The sequence below is a fragment of the Mucilaginibacter angelicae genome, from assembly GCF_042434235.1.
GTDB classification, from domain to species: domain Bacteria; phylum Bacteroidota; class Bacteroidia; order Sphingobacteriales; family Sphingobacteriaceae; genus Mucilaginibacter; species Mucilaginibacter angelicae.
This window is the reverse complement of sequence record NZ_JBHLTS010000079.1, coordinates 321259-335815: the sequence shown is the minus strand read 5'-3', so window position 1 is coordinate 335815 and position 14557 is coordinate 321259. Positions and strand designations below refer to the sequence as shown.

Genomic DNA, 14557 nt, shown 5'->3' with positions numbered 1-14557 from the left:
AAATTACTTCCTGTCCAAAAACTGTTTTAAGTTTGAAATTGTTTTAATACTCAAGTCTTTTGCCTGTTTCTGTCTCATCATTAAAGCGTACGCGTTATTAAAGCCAATGGGCCTAAGCCATTTTATCTGATACTTACTTTCAAACTGGCGCTGTACGTAATTGTATGTGTTATCCCTGTTTACTGTTACCTCGTTAACTATTTTTGGCGATGCCTGTAAAATTGCCAGTAAACCTGTCCCCGTGTATTCGGGATAAAAATCTATCTGGTTATTGGTCAGTGCATCAAAGCAAATTTTGGTACCGCCAAGGCCTGTTTTGGTTGATACATCGTGATCTGTATAGCCCTTTATCAGCATGCTGTACATATTAGCCAGGATGTATTGTTCACCAAATATTTTTGACCCTATGCGTACTATTCCATCGCTCCCACCCCGCTCGGCCCGCCACAATTTATTGGCAACCAAAAAATCCTTAGCAACCCTTTCGGGGCTTTGGTGAAGATAGTCGGTACGATAATTTAAAACCGTCATGACTGAATCATTTATTTTGCCCGCAAGCAGGTTTAATGTCGGCTCAAGGTCAGGAAATTTTTGCAGTACATCATCGCGCACAATGGGCGCCGCATAATACGGTGGAAAAATATGCTTGTCGTCATCCAGTACAACCAGGTTGTAAGCTTTTAGCCTGCCATCGGTCGAATAACCGCTGATCACGTCAAGCTGCTTTTCAAACGCGGCCTTATACATCACCGCATCGCTAATCACAATGGTGTGGATCTTTAAGCCGTATTTACTCCGGAGGCCGAGATCACCATCCTGCCGGCCCATAAATTCGGGCGTAAAGCCTGCAGTAAGTTTCCCTTTTGATTTTGCGGGAACAATGTAAAACAGGCATAATATTATCAGTAACACCGGAAACACATATACAACCCGTTTCAGCTTTTTAAAACTGATTTTTTGCACCATTGACAGCAGCAGATCAAAAATAATCGCCAGCAGTGCTGATGGGATTGCCCCCGCCAGGATCATGTTGGTATTATTAAGCGAGATGCCACCGAAAATAAACTCGCCCAAGCCACCGGCCGCAATGAGCGAAGCCAGCGTAGCAACACCCACGTTAATCACTGTAGCGGTGCGGATGCCTGCAAATATCACGGGCATGGCCAAAGGTAGTTCTACCTTAAATAATATTTGCCATTTACTCATGCCCATGGCAACCGCAGCTTCCTTAACCGCCGCATCAACCCCTAAAATGCCCGTGTATGTATTACGGATAATGGGTAACAGCGCATATAACAGCAAGGCAACAATAGCAGGCTTAGGGCCTATCCCTAAAACAGGGATCATAAAACCGAGCAATGCTATGCTGGGGATAGTTTGCAATACCCCGGCAATCCCTAAAACCGCACCCGCCAATTGCTTTCTACGAACGATAAGGATCCCCAGCGGCAAGCCAACGAGTACAGCAATACAGAGCGAGATGAAGGTAAGCCCGATATGCTGCAGGGTTTGTTCCTGCAATTTGCCGGATTGCTGCTGCATAAACTGAAATAAGGTTTGCTGCTGCTCATTCATGGGCCTGGTGGTTTTTATATTGATAAAAAGCCGCCATCAGCTGTTCAAAGCTTACAGTTTTAACCTGATTTTGATCTTTACTGATATTGACGGTTTCGTCATCATTAAATTTAAAGCTCTCTAATGCCTCCCACAAATTGATGCCGGCAGTAAATGACGATGCATTTGCCTCCTTATGCAGTTCGGGCAGCAGTTCCCACAGATCGATCAGTTTAATGGCTTTAAACTCCAACTGCAAGCGCTGGTGCTTCAGAAAATCTTTTACAAAATCGTTCGCCGGGCTAAAAAGCAATTGAGCCGGTGTGCCCGACTGGACAATTTTGCCTTTGTCCATCAGGCAGATCCTGTCACCCAGTTCAAAGGCTTCCTGCACATCATGTGTAACCATAATGATGGTTTTGCGCTTAAGCTCATCAAGTGCTTTAAATTCGGCATGGATTTTTGAGCGGGTAACATTATCCAATGCCCCGAAAGGCTCATCCATCAATAACACTGGCGAATCAGATACCAATGCCCTGGCCAGGCCAATACGCTGCTGCTGACCGCCGCTTAGTTCATTAGGGTAAACATCTAAATACGAGGCATCGAGGTGAAGTTTCTCCATCAGCTCGGCGGTGCGTTTTTCTGTTTTCTGCTTATCCCATTTTAGCAGGTTGGGAACAACTGCAATGTTTTGGGCAACGGTATAATGCGGAAACAGGCCATTATTTTGCAGCACATAGCCAATTCCGCGGCGCAGGGTTTCGGGCTGCTGTTCCATGATGTTTTTACCATCAATGTAAATAGCGCCGTTTGTTGGCTCAATAAGCCTGTTGATCATTTTGAGCGAGGTGGTTTTACCGCAGCCGCTGGTACCTAACAGGATAAAGTTTTCATGCTCTTCTACTTCAAACGATACGCCATCAACCGCTTTAACCTCTCCAAAATGCTTGCTTACATTGTCAACTTTTATCATGCGCGCCGGATTTAATCACCAAGGGTCATGAAAAGGTTATTCAGCGATTCGGAATACAGCGGATGGGCAAAAACGCAATAACGGATCCTGTCGTAAGTAATGCCGCCTTCCATGGCCATTTGCAGTACGGTCATGATCTCGCCGCCTTCGGGCCCAAGCACAGTAGCGCCTAAGATCTCCTTTGTAACCGGATCAACAATAGCTTTCATAAAGCCGCGGGTATCGCCGGTTTCAATAGCACGGGCCACATGTGCCATTGGTAGTTTTGCCACTTTATATTTGATGCCTTGTTTTTTTGCCCCAGTTTCATCGAGGCCAATCCTGCCCAATTGCGGATCGGTAAACATGCAGTAAGGCACCGGCCGGTCTTTGATGCTATAATCCGTTTGCTCAAAAAGGTTACGGTAAACAATGGTATAGTCGTTATAGGAAATATGTGTAAATGCCGGGCCGCCCTTTGCATCGCCAAGCGCATAAACACCAGCGGCGGTAGTTTCCAGCTTGTCGTTTACCCTGATGTTGCCATGCTCATCCGTTTCGATCCCTGCAATGGGTAAATTCAATGCCTCCGTTTGTGGTTTACGGCCTATAGCTATCAGTACATGGGTGCATTTAATTTTCCGCTCCTCCCCTTTTTGGGATATAGTCACTGTTATTTTGCCGCCCGTTTTTTGTTTAAACTTAATGGCTTGTGTGTTATTGTGAATCGTGATGGATTCCATTTCGAGGATCTTTTGCATCTCTGCTGAAATATCCTCGTCCTCATGCGAAACTATCCGTTCCGATTTTTCCAGGATAGTAACCTTACTACCAAAGCGCCGGAACATTTGTCCAAACTCCAACCCGATATAATTTCCCCCAAGCACAAGCAGATGTTCCGGCACTTTGTCGAGATCAAGTATAGTGGTTGAGTTAAGATATTGAATCTCATTCAAGCCCTCAATTTCAGGGATCAAAGGCAATGCCCCCGGATTTAAAAAGACCAGACCGGCTGCAAAAGTTTGCTTTTTACCACTGTTAAGCCTAACCTCAACCGTTTTTTCGCCGGTAAAGACAGCCTCCCCAAACACCACATCAAGATTTCGCGTTTTTTCGGCGGCTTTCAGCCCACCATTACGCGAGCGTAATACAATATCATCCTTACGCTTTTTTATGGCGGCCAGATCAACCGAAAACTTTTTTACGGGTACGCCCAACTCATGGCTTTTACCGGCCATATAGGCGGCCTTTGCCGAAGCGACCATGGTTTTGGTGGGCGTACAGCCATCGTTAACACAGGTACCGCCATAAAATCGTTTCTCAATTAAAACAGTCTTTTTCCCTGCATTAGCCAGCCTCTTGGCTAAGGGGCCGCCGGCCTGACCGGCACCTATAACAATGGCATCGTAAGTTTTCATAGTTTATTCAGTAATTTTTACACCCTTCCAAAACGCTACATAATTGGTAATGTTTGTTGCAGCCTCTTTTGGCTCGGGATAATACCAGGCAGCATCCTGGTTTTCCTTGCCATCAACTTCAAGCGAATAGTATGATGCCAACCCCTTCCATGGGCAGGTTGTATGTACGTCGGACGGCTTAAGATACTCGGCCTTAACACTTTCTTTAGGGAAATAATGATTATTTTCAACAACAATAGTGTCATTACTTTCGGCAATGACCTGGTTATTCCAGATAGCTTTCATAAAAAGATGATTGATTTATGGAATAAAGATAGCCTTAACCCATCAAAGTTTGCAAGCCTGATGGTGCGATTTTATTTTATTTAATTGATATACAATCATTTTCACAAGCCTTTTAAATTTTTTTTTAAAATTATTTTTATTTTATCGACTAAACTCTATCTTTGCAATCCCAAATCAAGGGAAACAAAATAAAAAAAGACGGCCCGTTCGTCTAGGGGTTAGGACAGGAGATTTTCATTCTTCAAACAGGGGTTCGATTCCCCTACGGGCTACGAAGCCGCTTTACGAAAGTAGAGCGGCTTTTTGCTTGGTATTCTTATTCGGAACATTACAGCAAAACATATTTATCATCGCATAATTTTGTATATATCAATATATTGTAAATTTGGAATAGCCTTTGGGCTATTTGAATTACTTGAATCCCGATATATTCCATATTAACCTGTATCATGTGGCCGCCATGGCAACCCTGTTTTCGGGGTTTACTCTTGCGCTGCTTTTAGCATTCGCAAAAAGGGACGGCCAAACAGCCAACCTGTTTTTAAGTGCCGCTTTAACTGTAATTATACTGAAGACTGGCGGGCTTTCGCCGATTTTTTTACCAGCGCTGGGGCCGCTGTTGTATTTTTATGTACGGCAGTTAACGTCTCCAAACCTAAAATTTGGCCGAATGGATGTCCTCCATTTTTGCCCTTTGCTGGTTGCGTATTGGATGCCGGGCTGGCTGGTGCTAATTTCGGTTGTCATTTATTTATACCTGGCGCACCGGTTGATACAGCATTTTTATAACCGTTTGCAGCCGGTGTTGATGGATAGGCCGCGCTTTGCTTTCCACCGGTTGGGTAAGACCTTGCACCTGCTCGCTTTCCTTTGCATATTATGGCTGTTTAATGATGTCTTGAGTTTTACCGTTGCTTTTGTGCTTATTGGCGTAGCCGCCGAAGTGATGCTAAAATTGGATAGCAGCACGCAACCGGCCACACCGATAACAGATAGATACAATGCAAAGGAAAAAAGCCGCAGGCTAAAGGAAGCTGTAGCTGCAAACCGGTTTTATGAGGATGCCGAACTGACCTTGACCTCCCTGGCAGTAAAACTTAGTATCCATCCGCACGATTTATCGCGGATTATTAATGTGGGGATGGAAAAGAACTTCAGCGACTTTATAAATGAGTTCAGGGTTCGTGAAATTGTGCGAAAAATGCAGGATCCATCCTGCGATAGGCTCACGCTGCTCGGTATCGCCTATGAGTCGGGGTTTAATTCCAAAACTACTTTTAACCGGGTTTTTAAAGAAATGACCGGTAAAACACCAGTCGAATACAAAAGCAGTCTGGCAAAAGAGGTATCAATTGATAAGTTGGCACCTCCGCCACATGTATCGCCGGTAATATTGCGTTCAGGAAGCCCGGCAGGTTGGGCTCCTGTAAAATTAAACCGCAATTATATGATTAGAAATTATTTAAAAATAGCTTTTCGCACGCTGGCAAAACAAAAGACATTGTCTTTCATCAACATATTTGGATTGTCTGTTGGAATTGCCTGTTTCAGCCTATTCATGCTGTATGCTATCAATGAATTTAGTTTTGACGGTTTCCACAAAAATGCGGCTAACACCTACCTTGTTTTGGACGCAAATGGAAAGCAAAACATAAAAGCACTTGAAGGAGTCATTTACACCCCGATGCCCCTGGGGCCTGCGATGAAACAGGAGTTACCGGGAATAGAGAATTATGTTCGTTATATTCAGCCATATGAAACATTCGTAAAAATCAAAAATGAGGTGAGACGGGAAAATCTCGCCTATGCCGACTCCTCGTTCTTCCATGTTTTTTCGTTCAAATTTAAATACGGGAATGCCAAATCGGCTATCAATGGTTTGCACAGCATTGTATTAACTGAAAAAACTGCCGAAAGACTATTTGGTAAAACAAATGCCATTGGCGAATCATTCCAGGTAAAGATCGGGGATGCACTTGAAACCTTTATAGTTACAGCAATAGCCGAAAACCCGCCATCCAATTCTTCCTTCCAATACAGCATGCTTATCAATTTTGATTGCTTTGCTAACACGAGGTCAGGGAAAATGGGGGCCCATGACTGGTGGATGAATTTGTTTGTGACCATGGTTCAGCTAAAACCCGGAAGCACATTGGCTAATGACAATAAGTTATTCGCCAATTTCTGGCACAGGCATTTTCAAGCAGCAGGATCAGGCGGGTATAACCTGGTGCCAATCAAGGATATGCACACCAGTCCGGCACTGGTGGGTATTAAGATTTCGCCTGTTGATCCAAAATCGATTTGGATATTACTAAGTATCGCTGCCGGTGTTTTATTAATCGCCTGTATTAATTTCACCACGCTTTCCATAGGCCGTTCAGCAAGCCGCGCAAAAGAGGTAGGCGTTCGCAAAGTTATTGGCGGGACCAAAAAGGCTTTGGTAGTTCAGTTTTTGACAGAATCATTATTGCTTGCTTTTTTTTCGACGTTGATAGGCCTGGCACTTGTATACCTGCTTTTACCTTACTTCAACCAATTGTCCGGAAGGGAGCTAAGTTTCTCTTTCTTGCAATTCCCACAGTTAACCGGCCTTATTGCCGGCTTAGTGCTGATTGTTGGCCTGCTCTCCGGATGCTATCCTGCTTTAGTATTGTCGGGCTTTAATACAGTGGACGTGTTGAAGGCTAAAATCAAGTTAGGCGGCGCCAATTTTTTCACAAAGGCCTTGGTCACTTTTCAATTTGTGCTTTCCGCCACGCTTATTGTTTCTGCAATAATCATCACGCAGCAATTACGTTACATGGAATCAAGAAACCCTGGCTTTGATAAAGAGAATGTGCTTGTTGTGGAGACGTTTGGTGTATCGGATGCAAAACACCTTTTCCCGCTCTTCAAACAGGAACTTTCCGGGCATCCCGGCATTTCAGGTTTGGCCGGCGCCGACAATGGTCTTGGCGAGCATGAAGGGACGGGCTTCACGGACTTTAGTTACCAGGGCAAGGCTATAAATACAAAACAATTTCATATTGATCCCGACTACATACCAACGCTGGGGATGCACTTGCTTGCGGGAAGAAATTTCGACCCGGCAATTGCTTCAGATACCGTGAACGCTGTCATCATTAATGAATCGATGATGAACGAATTGGGATGGGGCCCCGAAAACTGCACCGGCCGGCAATTGGAAGGCTATGGTAACCAAAGCTTTAAAAACCCGACAGTGATAGGCGTTGTCCGCGATTTTAACTATGAGCCCCTTACTGATCGTGTACAACCGGCGTTGTTTCATCAGTTTGCCAGAGGCGGGGAAAGTCTCAATTCTTTTTATGTGCGCCTGCAGCCAGGCAATCCTTCAAAAGCTTTGGCTGTGATACATTCTGCATGGAAAAAAATTGCGCCCGATTACCCGTTGCAATATAATTTTCTCGACGAAGATATTAACCGCTTCTATAAAGCAGAAACAAGGTTGGGCAATATTATTAGCTGGGCAGGCGGGATTGCCATTTTTCTGGGATGCCTGGGCCTGCTGGGGCTTTCAGCGCTTGCGGTTGTCAACCGCACCAAAGAGATCGGCATCCGCAAAGTGCTTGGTGCATCTGTTTCAACTATCATCAGCCTGATTTCAAAAGATTTTTTAAGGCTTGTTGTAGTAGCTTTTTTTATTTCAACTCCAATAACATGGTGGTTAATGAATAAATGGCTGCAGGCCTATGTGTACAGGATAAATATTGAATGGTGGGTTTTTGGAATATCCTGCGTAGCAATTATAAGTGTAGCATTGCTGACGGTATGCTTCCAGGCGATCAAAGCAGCTATCAGTAATCCGGTGAAGAGTTTACGCTCCGAATAAAGGGGACTGGGCCACGCTCTATAAACCGGCAATTTTTTTATTCAGTAAAAAGCGAACTTGTTGATTTATATATTTATACTTATAGAATGGTTCTATATTTGAACCTGACACACCCTAAGGCATTACACATATGATCAAATTCCCTCATTTGCTTTCAGTGCTGCTATTAACAACCGTGGTCATCAACGCCAGCGCACAAAAGCACTCTTTTAACCCCGTGGTGGATGCAAACGGAAACCCCGTCGCCAATAGCAAGTATCTGCACATCAAAGGATCGCCTTTTATCTTTGACGAATGGCTGCCCGGAGAAGTGGTTACAAAGGCCGGTGAATCCCATAAGGGCATGTTGTTAAAGTATAATATTGAAACCAATCTGCTCACCTTTGTATATGACCCGAAGGACGAACCTTTGAAATTTGCAGAACCGATAACGGCATTTACTATTTTCGCCGAAAAGAAAATGAGCTTTGCCAACAATTTTCCAAAATTCGAGGGTAATGGGAAAGATTCCTACTATGAAGTGGTTGCACAGGGAAAAACCATGTTATTAAAACACTACAAGCGCTTCTTAAGAGAGATGACAAGTTCCGAATTGTCAAAAACCGATGCCGTATACGTACAAACGGCCACTTATTACATTTTTAAGGAAGGCAAAATGGCTGTTATTAAACCAGATGTAAAATCCGTACAAAAAGCCCTCGCCGATAAATCAACCCAGATAGATAGCTTCCTGGTTGCCAAAAATATTACTTTTGAAAACGAAGAAGATCTGAAAAAGGTTATTGATTTTTATAACAGCTTATAACGGCTGGGCATAGATTTCATTGGCTTTACCCCTCCATTATTTTTATTTATGCCTGTAAATGATTTTGACAGCTGCTTAGACAAGGAACCAGGTGAAATTAAAACGCGGGATGCCTCAAATCCTCTATAAAAGAATTTGAGATCTTCCCCTACGGGCTATGAAGCCCCTTTACAAAAGCAGAGCGGCTTTTTTGTTATTATTTACTTTCGAAACACGCGGCACGCGTACACCAGCGAGGAGAACACAAGCGGCCCACATGCGCTGATAGGGCTTTTATAATGGCAGTGCTGCGCGTAATTTTAAAATTTACGGGTTAGCTTTTACTTCGCTTATCCCACAACCTCATTAGGTTTATCATCTGCGAATCTGTAAGTGCCTGACACCAAATCAAAGTTCTGATCCCATATGTCATTACCATAGCGGGCTTTCCGGCTTCTATAAAAAATCTAAATGTATTTCCATCCCGGAGTTCAACGGTTCCTAAAACATAATCATACTTTTCAAGCACATGATTTATAGGCAGGTTATACCCTTTTGCGCCCGCCATGTGAGCAGTGCCTTCAATGCCTTTTTCTTTGGTAACAAAACGCCGGGTAGTCAGCAGGCTATAGTTGTCTGCATCAATAACGGTTGAGCATATGATTAATTCATCTTCCGCAATGGCTAATTGTATCTCCGGGTAGACTTGTAGAAAATCCGAATAATTTTCATAAAAATTTGTCCACCAGAAAACGTAGGGTTTGATCGTATGTCTTTTAATCTCGTAAATACAAAAACTGTGGATTATTTGGTCTGATTTTGGCACTTAAGATTAGTGTTAGTCCGTCGAAAAATAAATCTTTATAAATTCTAAATCAAATGATTTATTTTGGCGTACTAAAGCCGCTCTACTTTCGTAAAGCGGCTTTTTTGTTTCGATTTGATTTTCGGAACACGCGGCGCGTGTACACCGGCAAGGGGGTTATTTCCTCCGAAATAACCTATAGAAAAATCCTTTCTTATTATCGGAAAACTTTTCGGCATTTCCATCTTGTTTTGAACCTGCTTGCTGTGAATTATTTTCCGAGGGGTGAAATTGGAAAGACCTTTCGTTGAACGCCTTATATCTGTAACTCCGTTGAGCAATTTCAAAGCCAAGTTCAATAGGTAATGTTCCAATCTTTTTTTGAAATGAGCCATCAAACAAATCAAATTGTACCTGATATTCAAGCCCGGATAAATTTCCTGAGATCGTGTTTTCCATATCAGACAAATTTTCCGCAGAATCATCAAATATGGTACCTAAAACCTTCAGCCATTTATCATCAATTTTCATAAAGTAGAATTCAAAAAAATTTGTCTTTTCTACTATTAGTTCATTTTTTGTAACTGCGATGTGATACGATGGATTTTTGCCAAACTCAATATCAAAAGACATCCAAATTGCAGGTAATGTGAAGTTGACAATATCACCCACTATTCCCCCCTTGACTCCGGCCTTGCGGGAATAAAAATTTCTGGTGAATGGATGGAAATGCCAGCCTGAATAATCTGCCGATATTTTTTTTAAAATATCCATGTGTGCAGAGTGATGACCATCATTCTCGTATATTTTCTGTCCGTTTCTAACAACAAACCCATTTGACGAACATTTACCACCAAAACAATCAACGTTTATAAATACAATTTCTGTATCGGCAAAAATTTTTGAAAGTTCTATGCTGTAATCTCTTAGCTGATTCTCAACTTTATAAATCTTATCAGTTTCGCTGTTGAACTTTTCTTCTTTAAACTGACCAAATGGAATTTCTCTCAGATTATCATTCGTCTGACAAATAACCCCATGAAATGGAGTGAAAAATTCATGCACATATTGATATCTTAAATTCTTCGTAAGGTTATCTATTAAAGCGTCACGGTTATTTTCGACTTTAGCAATTATGTTATATGTGATATAGCTCATAAAGTGATTTCTACTGGGAAGAATTTAGCCCGATTAAGTTACACTATTTGGCAGTTTATTATCACACTTTTCTATAAATGTTAATCCCTGCGCTATCGCAAGCGTCCCATATGTGCGTAAACAGACAACACAATGATGCCGTATTATAAATCAAACGATGCGGCCTCTCCTGTTTTTAAGCAGATGCTTAAGCGCCAATTTCAAGCTTATATCCTTTTCCACCAACAACAATCTTGCTATAATTTAAACAACCATAAATCTTAAAACAAGCCCGATTACCCCTTATGGACAAAAAGGCCGATTAAACCTTTCGTTAATCGGCCTTTTGCTGGATTTTGAAACACGCGGCACACGTGCACCAATAGTACGTTGTTTGCTCTGTTAAACTTACCCGTTGTAATTGGGGTCAAATTCCACAATCCATTCAATACCATATTTATCTCTAAACATACCGGCGTATGTACCCCAGGGGCTGTCGCCAATCGGCCCTTCAACTTCTCCGCCTGCCGATAACCCGTTAAATATTTTATCGGCTTCTTCACGGCTTTCAGCGCTCGCATATATTTTAGATCTGTTTTCGTTTTCGCTTACCCGTCCTACAAATTCTGGAACATCATTAGCTATCAACACATTGTGTTTGCCGATAGGTAGTCCAATGTGCATTATTTTATTTGCTTCACTTTCTGCCACCTGAAACTCAGGACCTGCGAGATCCTTGAAGCGAATGATCTTTGTGAACTCTCCGCCAAAAACTGATTTGTAAAAATCGAATGCTTCCTGAGCATTGCCATTGAAGTTGATCCAGGGATTAATTGTTCTCATAATTTTAGTTTTTAAATTGTTATGTTTTTCTGTTTATCTCTTCGGTTATTAATAATCGGCTATTCACCTTTATGATTTTTGCGATAAGGTTGCAAACAAATCGTCCAGGTTTTTTAACATCAGGGTAAATCCTATCCTGAAACCATCCGATAATTTTTCCATTCGTTCAAGCGATTCATTAAAAATGGTAATATGCACTTTTGTTGTACCATTTTGTTCGCTGAAATTGTAATCCCATTCAGAACCCGGCAATTCAGGGTTTTCATCTTTATCTGCAAAGGAATTATATAGTTTAAAATTGGTTTTGGGTGTAATGGAAGTATATTCCTGTATTATCCAACGCTCTTGTCCTTCAGGGCTTATCATAGCATAAAATCTTCGCCCCCCAACTTTGAAATCCATGTATTTGGTTTTACAGCGCATGGGTGCAGGTGCTGCCCATTGGTCAAGTATCTCCTGTTTAGTAAAAGCATCCCATACCAAAGAAAGTCCGGCATCAAATTCTCTTGTTATAAATACCGTTTTCGCTGCTTTGTCAACAGTAAAATCAAATAGCAAATCGTTGTTCATTTTTTCTGTTTTTTAATTGTGGATAATACTTTGTCGAGCTGATTAAACTGAGTTTCCCAGTTTTGCCTGAATTGGGCCAACCAATTGTCAAATTCCTGCATTTTTTTTGCATTAAAGTGATAATAAATTTCCCTCCCTGACTGTTCGGGCTTAATCAATTCGCATTCATGCAATACTTTAATATGTTTTGACACAGCCTGCCGGCTCATATCAAATTTTTCGGCCATCGCATTTGGCGTTAACGCTTGAATAGCAATTAAAGTTAAAATAGCTCTGCGTGTTGGGTCAGCTATGGCCTGGAATATATCTTGTCTCATTTTTTAATATCTAATTGCGCAACCTTCAGGTTGCAAATATATATGCAACTTTTGAGTTGCGCAAATTTATTGCATTATTTTTTTTCGAGGTAATTGACAGGAAGATTTAATGACAGTAGTAGTATTTGTTACACAGAGCTGATGTGAGCGCTTTTTTGTTATTGCCCCTCACAGGAATGAGGCGCTGAAATAGAGCGCTGCCCGCCTTCAACCCGGATACCATCTATCGCTATTTCGTTAAAATTAACGAATATTATTTTTTGATGAGTTTTTAAATTATCATAAACAACTACAAATCAACAATATAACTCGAATGGCATTCTAATTGCATTCATACATGAATGTACGGGAGGGCTGGTAACTTCCCTCCCAACAAATAACACAATAGGAGAAATAACAATGCATCCATTACGTAAACTAAGGGAATCCGGTAAAGCTACAGCCGCGCAGGTGAGAGAGCTGCTTGCCGAAAACATCGTATTCAACAGCCCGATCCTGGTACGGCCTATCGAGGGACGTGACGCCATCGCGGCGATTTTCGCTCAATCGAGCTCTACACGCGGTTCCGGCACCTATACAGCCGAATTTAAACTTGATGAGCGCACCACCTTCCTCCGCTGGGTAGGAACCATGGATGGCCACAAGATTGAGAGCCTGGAGATCATCGTTGACAACGAACAGGGATTGATACAGGAGCGCACTATTGCCCTCCGCCCATATCCGGCGGTGAAACTGTTCCGCGATTCCATGTATGAATCGCTCAAGGATAAGCTGCCGCCCGATGTTTGGGAGTACTCAACTACGCTGCAGTGATCAAGTACCGTTCCTGCCCCCTGCCGGCCGCAAAACCGATAAGGGGCAGGAAAAATTATCCTCATTGACTACTGCTCCCATCCTGGAAACAATACATGGGAAAGAATTTTTAGAAAATTTTTTGACAGCCTTAGGATCAATATCCGGAGGCTTTTTTATTTATTTTTAGAGCACAAAAGGAAACCATACCTAAAACGTATAATAAAATTTATGAAACCCAATGAAAACTTTAACCGAATTTAAAGCATCATTAAGTTCAGATCAGCCCAATAGCGATCTTTCTGTGCAGTTAAAAAGCCTTTGGTACGATGGCAAAGGCAATTGGCACCAGGCGCATGCACAGGTTGATCATTTGAATGATCAGGCATCGGCATGGGTGCATGCCTACCTGCACCGTAAAGAAGGTGATATTGGGAATGCTGATTACTGGTATAGCAAAGCACGGCAAATCCGCCCGAACCTATCATTGGAAGAGGAATGGGAGCAATTGGTATTACAATTTCTTTGATCGGATAAGCCTGATAGTTTTCATTTTCATCAGTCGCAGTAAAAGGCTGCGTGATAAATCAAAAGGCAATTAAAATTGGACGATATGATTAAAGATCTTGTTCAAACCGACAGCAGTTATGTTTACCTGTTTCTTAGGGTTGTAGCCGGCGTTATTATTTTTCCATATGGTATGCAAAAACTTTTTGGCTGGTTCGATGACCTGGGTGGCGGAGTAGGGATCCATGGGTCGCTTGAACAGTTAAGGAGAAAAAAAATTCCAGTATTCATTGGTTGGTTGATAATTATTGGACAGTCATTGGGCTGTTTGATGTTAATATTGGGCTGCCTGACAAGGATTGCAGCGGCCGGGAATCTAATTGTTTTTACAGGAGCGCTCATTGTTCATGCACCCGATGGCTGGGCAATGAATTGGCTTGGAAAAAAGAAAGGCGAAGGCGTTGAGTATTTTGTTTTACTTCTTTCAATTCTTCTCGTGCTTATTTTTAAGGGAAGTGGCGCTGTGTCTGTTGATATTTGGGTTGCAAAATATCTTGCTAAAGATTAGTATTCTGCGTTTATAGCTATGGGCATAAACAGGAACATTTATGACTACATGCCGGTTGCACTTAACTTGCCAAACGCTTTAAATCTTCAATTAAAAAATTAGGGCACTCTTCCCCGCAGAACTATGAAGCCACCTCACTAAAGTAAAACGGCTTTTTATGCCTATGCTT

Annotated in this window: 14 protein-coding genes and 1 tRNA gene; 6 read left to right on the top strand and 9 right to left on the bottom strand. The window is 42.2% G+C overall.

All coding sequences use genetic code 11. The features are described 5' to 3' along the window. Nucleotides 1–3: 3 nt before the first annotated feature. Genes ACFFGT_RS31220 through ACFFGT_RS31205 form a run of 4 tightly spaced genes read right to left on the bottom strand, consistent with a single transcriptional unit; the run spans nt 4 to nt 4212 of the window. Nucleotides 4–1575 carry an ABC transporter permease/substrate-binding protein gene (locus tag ACFFGT_RS31220; protein ID WP_377026437.1) on the bottom strand — a complete coding sequence of 524 codons (1572 nt, stop codon included), beginning with the start codon at nt 1573–1575 and terminating at the stop codon, nt 4–6. Then, a complete protein-coding gene (locus ACFFGT_RS31215) occupies nt 1568–2530 on the bottom strand; it encodes an ABC transporter ATP-binding protein (RefSeq protein ID WP_377026436.1) in 963 nt (320 codons plus the stop codon). The genes ACFFGT_RS31220 and ACFFGT_RS31215 overlap by 8 nt, the downstream gene beginning before the upstream one ends. Before the next feature lie 11 nt (nt 2531–2541). After that, entirely contained in the window at nt 2542–3927 is a 1386-nt protein-coding gene (locus ACFFGT_RS31210; RefSeq protein WP_377026435.1) for a mercuric reductase, read from the bottom strand. Nucleotides 3928–3930: 3 nt separating this feature from the next. After that, a complete protein-coding gene (locus ACFFGT_RS31205) occupies nt 3931–4212 on the bottom strand; it encodes a DUF427 domain-containing protein (RefSeq protein ID WP_110584115.1) in 282 nt (93 codons plus the stop codon). Nucleotides 4213–4412: 200 nt separating this feature from the next. Between ACFFGT_RS31205 and ACFFGT_RS31200 the strand changes: the two genes are divergently transcribed. From ACFFGT_RS31200 to ACFFGT_RS31190, 3 genes are all read left to right on the top strand, one after another. After that, nucleotides 4413–4484, top strand: a tRNA-Glu gene (locus ACFFGT_RS31200). A 143-nt stretch (nt 4485–4627) separates the two neighbouring features. Then, on the top strand, nt 4628–8065 hold the full coding sequence (locus ACFFGT_RS31195) for an ABC transporter permease (protein ID WP_377026434.1): 3438 nt from the start codon (nt 4628–4630) through the stop codon (nt 8063–8065). 130 nt (nt 8066–8195) lie between these two features. Then, nucleotides 8196–8870: a hypothetical protein gene (locus ACFFGT_RS31190; protein WP_377026433.1), complete on the top strand. Its 675-nt coding sequence runs from the start codon at nt 8196–8198 to the stop codon at nt 8868–8870. A 313-nt stretch (nt 8871–9183) separates the two neighbouring features. Here the strand turns inward: ACFFGT_RS31190 and ACFFGT_RS31185 are convergent, their stop codons facing one another. The 5 genes from ACFFGT_RS31185 to ACFFGT_RS31165 form a co-directional block, all read right to left on the bottom strand. After that, complete coding sequence (locus ACFFGT_RS31185; protein ID WP_377026432.1) at nt 9184–9675, bottom strand: hypothetical protein; 492 nt, start codon at nt 9673–9675, stop codon at nt 9184–9186. A gap of 156 nt (nt 9676–9831) precedes the next feature. Continuing rightward, on the bottom strand, nt 9832–10812 hold the full coding sequence (locus ACFFGT_RS31180; RefSeq protein ID WP_377026431.1) for a hypothetical protein: 981 nt from the start codon (nt 10810–10812) through the stop codon (nt 9832–9834). 387 nt (nt 10813–11199) lie between these two features. Next, a complete protein-coding gene (locus ACFFGT_RS31175) occupies nt 11200–11634 on the bottom strand; it encodes a VOC family protein (protein ID WP_377026430.1) in 435 nt (144 codons plus the stop codon). A gap of 69 nt (nt 11635–11703) precedes the next feature. Then, entirely contained in the window at nt 11704–12204 is a 501-nt protein-coding gene (locus ACFFGT_RS31170; protein ID WP_377026429.1) for an SRPBCC family protein, read from the bottom strand. After that, nucleotides 12201–12521 carry an ArsR/SmtB family transcription factor gene (locus tag ACFFGT_RS31165; RefSeq protein WP_377026428.1) on the bottom strand — a complete coding sequence of 107 codons (321 nt, stop codon included), beginning with the start codon at nt 12519–12521 and terminating at the stop codon, nt 12201–12203. The genes ACFFGT_RS31170 and ACFFGT_RS31165 overlap by 4 nt, the downstream gene beginning before the upstream one ends. A gap of 399 nt (nt 12522–12920) precedes the next feature. Between ACFFGT_RS31165 and ACFFGT_RS31160 the strand changes: the two genes are divergently transcribed. The 3 genes from ACFFGT_RS31160 (at nt 12921) to ACFFGT_RS31150 (ending at nt 14388) form a co-directional block, all read left to right on the top strand. Continuing rightward, entirely contained in the window at nt 12921–13334 is a 414-nt protein-coding gene (locus ACFFGT_RS31160) for a nuclear transport factor 2-like protein (protein WP_377026427.1), read from the top strand. A 220-nt stretch (nt 13335–13554) separates the two neighbouring features. Continuing rightward, the gene (locus ACFFGT_RS31155) at nt 13555–13842 is read left to right on the top strand and encodes a hypothetical protein (RefSeq protein ID WP_377026426.1); all 288 of its coding nucleotides are present in this window, start codon (nt 13555–13557) and stop codon (nt 13840–13842) included. Between the two features lie 84 nt (nt 13843–13926). Continuing rightward, on the top strand, nt 13927–14388 hold the full coding sequence (locus tag ACFFGT_RS31150; RefSeq protein ID WP_377026425.1) for a DoxX family protein: 462 nt from the start codon (nt 13927–13929) through the stop codon (nt 14386–14388). The last annotated feature ends 169 nt before the right edge of the window (nt 14389–14557 follow it).

Coding starts and splice junctions, on each gene's coding strand:
- ACFFGT_RS31205 (WP_110584115.1), bottom strand. CDS start 4,212: ATGAAAGCTATCTGGAATAACCAGGTCATTGCCGAAAGTAATGACACT.
- ACFFGT_RS31220 (WP_377026437.1), bottom strand. CDS start 1,575: ATGAATGAGCAGCAGCAAACCTTATTTCAGTTTATGCAGCAGCAATCC.
- ACFFGT_RS31175 (WP_377026430.1), bottom strand. CDS start 11,634: ATGAGAACAATTAATCCCTGGATCAACTTCAATGGCAATGCTCAGGAA.
- ACFFGT_RS31210 (WP_377026435.1), bottom strand. CDS start 3,927: ATGAAAACTTACGATGCCATTGTTATAGGTGCCGGTCAGGCCGGCGGC.
- ACFFGT_RS31165 (WP_377026428.1), bottom strand. CDS start 12,521: ATGAGACAAGATATATTCCAGGCCATAGCTGACCCAACACGCAGAGCT.
- ACFFGT_RS31160 (WP_377026427.1), top strand. CDS start 12,921: ATGCATCCATTACGTAAACTAAGGGAATCCGGTAAAGCTACAGCCGCG.
- ACFFGT_RS31170 (WP_377026429.1), bottom strand. CDS start 12,204: ATGAACAACGATTTGCTATTTGATTTTACTGTTGACAAAGCAGCGAAA.
- ACFFGT_RS31180 (WP_377026431.1), bottom strand. CDS start 10,812: ATGAGCTATATCACATATAACATAATTGCTAAAGTCGAAAATAACCGT.
- ACFFGT_RS31190 (WP_377026433.1), top strand. CDS start 8,196: ATGATCAAATTCCCTCATTTGCTTTCAGTGCTGCTATTAACAACCGTG.
- ACFFGT_RS31215 (WP_377026436.1), bottom strand. CDS start 2,530: ATGATAAAAGTTGACAATGTAAGCAAGCATTTTGGAGAGGTTAAAGCG.
- ACFFGT_RS31150 (WP_377026425.1), top strand. CDS start 13,927: ATGATTAAAGATCTTGTTCAAACCGACAGCAGTTATGTTTACCTGTTT.
- ACFFGT_RS31155 (WP_377026426.1), top strand. CDS start 13,555: ATGAAAACTTTAACCGAATTTAAAGCATCATTAAGTTCAGATCAGCCC.